At 73.3% G+C, this 5,767-nt stretch carries 5 protein-coding genes; all 5 read left to right on the forward strand.

The genetic code is table 11. The annotated features are described in order from the left end of the window. Positions 1-89 precede the first annotated feature (89 nt). Positions 90-1,268 carry an imidazolonepropionase gene (gene hutI / locus ACFXDJ_RS33465; protein WP_384663344.1) on the forward strand — a complete coding sequence of 393 codons (1,179 nt, stop codon included), beginning with the start codon at positions 90-92 and terminating at the stop codon, positions 1,266-1,268. Positions 1,269-1,442: 174 nt separating this feature from the next. After that, a complete protein-coding gene (locus ACFXDJ_RS33470) occupies positions 1,443-2,099 on the forward strand; it encodes an LPXTG cell wall anchor domain-containing protein (protein ID WP_384663342.1) in 657 nt (218 codons plus the stop codon). 17 nt (positions 2,100-2,116) lie between these two features. Then, entirely contained in the window at positions 2,117-3,184 is a 1,068-nt protein-coding gene (locus ACFXDJ_RS33475; protein ID WP_384663340.1) for a hypothetical protein, read from the forward strand. Then, positions 3,181-4,428, forward strand: a complete 1,248-nt coding sequence (locus ACFXDJ_RS33480) for a hypothetical protein (RefSeq protein ID WP_384663339.1) — start codon at positions 3,181-3,183, stop codon at positions 4,426-4,428. The genes ACFXDJ_RS33475 and ACFXDJ_RS33480 overlap by 4 nt, the downstream gene beginning before the upstream one ends. Further along, positions 4,425-5,714, forward strand: coding sequence for a hypothetical protein (locus ACFXDJ_RS33485; RefSeq protein WP_384663338.1), 1,290 nt, complete (start codon positions 4,425-4,427; stop codon positions 5,712-5,714). The genes ACFXDJ_RS33480 and ACFXDJ_RS33485 overlap by 4 nt, the downstream gene beginning before the upstream one ends. Positions 5,715-5,767 lie beyond the last annotated feature (53 nt).

Here is a 5,767-nt window from a genome sequence, read left to right on the forward strand (position 1 = left end):
CGTTTGAGGCGCGGGGGTCCGGGGGCAGAGCCCCCGGTTTCGGGAAGGGGCGGGGTGGGGGAACACACCACTCGACCACCCGAGGAACCATGACCACCACCGTCATCACCAACATCGGCAGCCTCGTCACCAACGACCCCGCCCTCGGCGACGGCACCCCCCTCGGCCTGATCCAGAACGCGGCCGTGGTCATCGACGGCGAGACCATCGCCTGGGTCGGCCCCGCCGACAAGGCTCCGGCCGCGGACGAGACGTACGACGCGCAGGGCCGCGCCGTAATCCCCGGCTTCGTCGACTCCCACTCCCACCTCGTCTTCGCGGGCGACCGCACCGCCGAGTTCAACGCCCGTATGTCCGGCCGCAGTTACTCCGCCGGAGGCATCCGTACGACGGTCGCCGCCACCCGCGCCGCCACCGACGCCGAGCTCGAAGCCAATCTGCTGCGCCACCTCGACGAGGCCCGCCGCCAGGGCACCACCACCTTCGAGACCAAGTCCGGCTACGGACTCACCGTCGCCGACGAGGCCCGCGCGCTGCGGATCGCCGCCGCGCACACCGAGGAGGTCACCTACCTCGGCGCGCACATCGTCTCCCCCGACTACGCCGACGACCCGGCCGCCTACGTGGACCTCGTCACCGGCGAGATGCTGACCGCCTGCGCCCCGTACGCCCGCTGGGTGGACGTCTTCTGCGAGAAGGGCGCCTTCGACGGGGACCAGGCCCGCGCCATCCTGACCGCCGGCGCGGCCGCCGGGCTCATCCCGCGCGTCCACGCCAACCAGCTCTCCCACGGCCCCGGCGTACAGCTCGCGGTCGAGCTCGAAGCCGCCTCCGCCGACCACTGCACCCACCTCACCGACGCCGACGTGGACGCGCTGGCCCAGGCCTCGGCCACCACCGTCGCCACCCTCCTGCCCGGCGCCGAGTTCTCCACCCGCGCCCAGTGGCCCGACGCCCGCCGCCTGCTCGGCGCGGGCGCCACCGTCGCACTGTCCACGGACTGCAACCCGGGCTCCTCCTACACGAGTTCCATGCCGTTCTGCATCGCCCTCGCCGTCCGCGACATGGGGATGACCCCGGACGAGGCCCTGTGGTCCGCCACCGCCGGCGGGGCCCGCGCCCTGCGCCGTGGCGACATCGGGGTCGTCACCCCCGGCGCCCGCGCGGATCTGGCGCTGCTCGACGCCCCCAGCCACGTCCACCTCGCGTACCGGCCGGGCGTTCCGCTGGTTTCGGGGGTCTGGCAGAAGGGCCGCAAGGTGGCCTGAAACAGACTGAAACAGTCTGGAACAGGCCGGAACAGGACGGCGTCGGAGCGGCTTGAGGGCCGTTGATCCGGCGCCGTCCTTTGTCTTCCCTCCGTAAGGCCCCCGGCGTACCTTGAGCCACCAATCTGATGTGCCGTCAGTAACTTGTGGCCATGGTTCGAGGGGAAGACGAAGGTGTCCGACCGGAAACGCTCCACCGCGCTAGCGCTTGCCTCCGCGCTGGCGGGAACGGCGGTACTGCTCGCCGCCCCCACCGCGCAAGCGGCGGTGATCGACGTGAACTACAACTGCGAGACCCCCATCGGTCCGAAGTCGGCGGTCTCGCCCATCGACATCAAGGCCGTCAAGGAAGGGAACGGCTACAAGCTGACGATGTCCTTCCAGAAGGGCGTCTCCTCCAGCCCCGTCGAGCTCGGCAAGGGCGCGATGAGCCCGAGCGCCGTGGTCCTCGTCGGCGGAGCCGAGAAGGTGTCCGTGCCGGTCTCCGGCGCGCCCAACTCCGAGGCGCTGCCGGCCAACACGCCCATCAAGATCAGTGACCTCTCGGGCACGTACACGCCCAAGAAGTCGGGCAAGGTCACCTTCACGGCCGGTGTCCTCACCATCAAGGCGATGGGTACGACCACCACCTGCACGCCCGGCAACAGCCCGGGGCCCTCCCTCGAACTCGACGTGACGGGCTCCGGCGGCGACAGTGGCGCGGCCACCCTCCCGCAGACAGGCCCCGAGGACTCCGCCATCGCGCTGGGCACCCTCGGAGCCACCGTCCTGCTCTCCGGCGCCGCCGGCGTGCTCTGGCTGACCCGGCGCGGCCAGCGGGCCCGGTCCTGAACGGAGCACCCCCGGTCATGCCCGTGCTCCACACCCTGAGAAGGGCCGGCGTGCTCCTCCTCGCCGCCGCCGCGCTGCACGGCGCGGTGGCGGTGGCGGCTGCGCCCCCGGCCGCCGCCGACGAGCCCGGCTGGACCGCCGAGCCCGTCGCGGGCACCGGCGCCGGCTCCGCACCGAAGGCGTCCGGTGCGGCGAACGCACCGGCCGCGCGCCCGTACTTCTACCTCGCGGGCACCGCCGGCACGGTGCTGGAGGACCGCCTCAGCCTGGCCAACACCAGCGACCAGGAGCACACCATCACCCTGCGCGGGGCCGACGCCTACAACACGGTCGACGGCGCCTTCGCCGTGCGCCCCGCCCAGCCCGCCGCCGGAGGCGGCTCGCAGGGGCCCGCGACCGGCGCGGGCTCCTGGATCAGCTTCGGCGCGAGCACCACCGTCAAGGTCCCCGCGCACACCCGCGCCGTGGTCCCCTTCGCCGTCACCGTGCCGCCCGGCGCACCGCCCGGCGACCACCCGGCCGCCGTGGTCGCCACCGAGGCCGGCCGCGAAGTGGGCGTACGGGTGCACCTGCGGGTCGGCGGCCCGGCGCTGGCCGCGCTCACCGTCGAGGACGTCTCCGTACGGGGCGAGGGCGCGGCCTCCACCATCGCCTACACCCTGGTCAACCGCGGCAACGTGGCACTCGCCCCCGAGCTCTCCGTCGACGCGAGAGGCACCTTCGGCAAGGTCGCGGGCCGCAGTGCCCACACCCTGCCCGTCGAGGTGCTGCCCGGCCAGCGGGTCGTCCTGAGCGAACCCTGGCCCGGAGCACCGGTCTTCGACCGGGTCGCCCTCACCCTCACCGTCACCGCCCCCGGCGGCGCCCGCGCCACGGGCCGCGCCTCGGCGTGGTTCCTGCCCTGGGGGATCGCGGGCCGGACCGGCGCGGGGCTGCTCGGCCTCGGCGGGACCGCCGCGGCCGCGCTGCTCCTCGTACGCAAGCGGCGGATCCGGGGCGGGGGCGGTGCTCCGCCGCCGCACGGGAGCGCCGTACCCGACCAGTCCCCAGCACCGGAACACGAGTTGACGGGAGCAACCAGGTGAGAGCCAAGGCCGGCGGGACGTACGGCGGGAGGATCAGGGCCCTCGCCGCGGCGGGGCTCGCGGGGCTGTTGGGGCTGTCGGTGTGCGCGCTGGCGCTGTTCCCGGCGGCTCCGGCCGCCGCGGACGACGGGCCCAAGCCCGCCGTGGCGCTCTCGCTCAAGGAGGTCGCCAAGGGCACGCAGATATCTGTGACCGGCACCGGCTGGCGGCCCAAGACCATGGTGATGCTGCTGGTCTGCGGGCAGAACATGATCGGCGGCACCAACAGCTGCGCCAACGCCGACGGCATCGCCGTCTCCGTCGCCGACGACGGGCACTTCTCCGCGCAGCTCCCGGTGACGGCCCCGCCCAAGCCCTGCCCGTGCGTGGTCGACGTGACCTCGGTCAACGGCGACCAGTCCACCGTCGCCGCCCCGCTGAAGATCACCGACCACCCGGTGGCCGACCTGCCCGCCGAGGGCGGCACCGCCCGCCTCGCCATGCTCACCGGGGTCCAGCTCAAGGGCGAGGACGGGGTCCTGACCTGGTTCGGGGCCCCGCCCAGCCGCAAGTTCACGGTCACCGTCGGCAACCTCGGATCCGCCCCGGTCAAAGACCCGGTCTTCCAGCTCGGCACCGCGCACGGGGTGTTCGCCCCCCTGTGGGAGGAAGTCCGCTGGAAGGGCACCATTCCGCCCGGCGGCAAGGCCGAGGTCTCCCTGAACACCTCCCTGTCGGCGGGCGCCCACGGCGACTACACGGTCTCGCTCAAGTACGGGGAGACGGTCCTGGCCACGCAGCCCTGGGGCGTGGACCGCCCGTACGGGGTGCTGCTGTTCTGGGGCCTGCTGCTGATCGTGATCCCGGGCGGGATCTTCCGCATCGGCATGGCCGTCGTCGACAGGGTCCGCCCGCGCGAGGCGTCCGGCGGCCGCCACCGGGTCCCGGGCCCGCCCGACACGGGCGCGGCCGTGACCACCCGGCTGCCGCGGATCCCGGCGGTACGGGGGGCCGCGCGAGGGCCCGTACGAGGCCTGGCGCGAGGCCCCGTACGAGGTCTGGCGCCGGCCCGCTCCGAACCGGCGGCCGAACCCCCCGAGACCACCACGGCGGTACTGCCGTGGTTCACCCCGGACAGCGCGCCGGGGACCACCGCTCCACCAGCACCACAGACCACCGCACCACAGACCACCGCACCACAGACCACCGCACCACAGACGTCCGCACCGTCTGAGAACCGTTCGACGACGAAGGGACCAGCGTGAAGACCCAACGGAGGGTGAGCGCGGCCGCGGTCGCGCTGCTGCTCGGCGGCGCGGGCGTCGCCATGGGGGCCACGCCCGCCCAGGCGGACGTGATCGACGTCCAGTACAAGTGCAAGACCCCCATCGGGGACAAGGAGGCGGTGTCGCCGATCGACATCAAGGGCGTCAAGGAGGGCAGCGGCTACAAGCTGACGATGTCCTTCCAGAAGGGCGTCTCCTCCAGCCCGATCCAGCTCGGTGCGGGCGCGATGACCCCCAGCGCCGAGATCGTCCTGGGCGGCGCCGAGACCGGCTCCGTGGCGGTCACCGGACCGGCCAACGCCGAGCCGATCCCCGCCAACACCCCCATCAAGATCAGCGACCTCTCGGGCACCTACACGCCCAAGAAGTCGGGCAAGGTCACCTTCACGGCCGGTGTCCTCACGATCAAGGCGATGGGTACGACCACCACCTGCACCCCGGGCAACAACCCCGGACCCTCCCTCTCGCTCGACGTGACGGCGGGCGGCGGCACCACCCCGCCGCCGACCAGCCCGCCGCCGACCTCGGCGCCGCCCACGAGCCCGCCGCCCACCTCGGCCCCGCCGACCTCGCCGCCGCCCACCAGCCCCTCGCCCTCGGCCCCACCCACCGGCGGCGGCCAGACGGACTTCCCGGGCCAGACCGTCGACGTCTCCTTCGACTGCGGGGCCTACATGCCCAACGGTCCCCTCAAGGGCAAGGTGACGATCAACGCGAAGAAGAGCGGGGGCAGCTTCGCACTGACCGTCACGACCGCCAAGGGTGTGATGAACAGCCCCGCGGACCTTCCGGCCGGGGCCCTCAAGCCTTCCATGGACATCAAGCTCGGAGGCGCCGACAGCGGCACGGTCAAGGTCGCGGGGCCCGGCAACGCCGAGGCCGTCAAGGCCGGCAGCCCGGTCAGCCTCAGCGACATGACGGGCACCTACAAGCCCGGCAAGACCGGCAAGACCACGCTGACCCCGGACAAGCTGACGATCGACGTGGTCATGGCCCCGGGCGCGACGCCGATCGTGGTGCCCTGCACCGCGAGCGGCAGCTCCGTTTCGCTCACCCTCGACACCACGGCCCAGGAGGGCGGCTCCGGGACCTCGGGGACCTCGGGAACCTCCGGGACCTCGGGCAGCACCTCGGGCGGCCTCGCCCAGACCGGAGCCGAGGACAGCGGCATCAAGGCGCTGGGGCTGGTCGCCGGCACGGTGATCCTGCTCGGCGCGGCGGTGTTCACGTTCACCCCGTGGCGCCGCCTGCGCGGCCAGCGGTAAGCCGCACGAGGACCCCGTAGACGCGGAACGGCCCGGCACACCGTGTGGTGTGC

Source organism: Streptomyces sp. NPDC059443 (genome assembly GCF_042750105.1).
Lineage (GTDB): Bacteria > Actinomycetota > Actinomycetes > Streptomycetales > Streptomycetaceae > Streptomyces.